An 833-nucleotide genomic window follows, 5' to 3' on the forward strand; every position below is an offset into this window, starting at 1 on the left:
GACGATCGCCGCAAACGTACTCGGTCTACCCACCCCCTGACGCTCTAGCACCTGTACCAACTTCGCCTCGCTATACCTAGCAGGAGGTTGAGTTTGTTTCTGCGTAAAACCCGCATTCGCCAAAGCCAAAGTCTGACCGCTCGTCAAAGCAGGAATATGTTTATCCTTACTCAAATCGTTCCAATAGCGCGTATAACCCGCAAAGGTGAGAATACTGCCCCTAGTCTGCCAGAGCGTCGAACCAGCCTGAATAATTACCCGACTTTTCTGAATCAAAGCATTAGCACATTGAGAAGCAACGGCTCTGCGCCAAATTAACTCATAAAGTTGACTTTGTTTGGCACTGAGATGATCTCTAACCGTTTTTGGAGTAATACTCAAATAGGTGGGACGAATCGCTTCATGGGCGGATTGAGCATTCACCTGTTCGCGATAACGAGTAGTTTTCTTCGGGACATTATCAGGATCGTGTTTCGATAGCCAGTCCTTCACCTCAGCACAAAACTCAGGAGCGAGACTAGTGCTGTCAGTGCGGTGATAGGTAATCAAACCCTTGCGACCTTGGGGCAAATCGACACCCTCAAACAACTCTTGAGCCACTTTCATCGTCTCTTCAGGCGATAGCCCTAATCTCACAGAGGCAGCTTGCTGGAGCGAACTGGTAATAAAAGGCGGTAGTGGTGATTTCTGAGCAGTGACACCCGTAGCTTCGCGAACGACATGGGGATGATTACGGGCAACTTGAATAATTCGGGCAGCTTCCGCTTCTGACAATACCCGTTTTGACTCAACCGTAGATTCTGCATTCACTTCTGCCGCATCATCGGTGACAT

The 833-nt window shown here is 48.9% G+C and carries 1 protein-coding gene; it reads right to left on the minus strand.

Features of this window, described 5'->3' with window-relative positions:
* On the minus strand, window positions 1-833 hold an 833-nt coding region (locus tag B9G53_RS06030; RefSeq protein WP_254923573.1), incomplete at both ends, for a DNA topoisomerase.

It is taken from the genome of Pseudanabaena sp. SR411 (assembly GCF_002251945.1).
Lineage (GTDB): Bacteria > Cyanobacteriota > Cyanobacteriia > Pseudanabaenales > Pseudanabaenaceae > Pseudanabaena.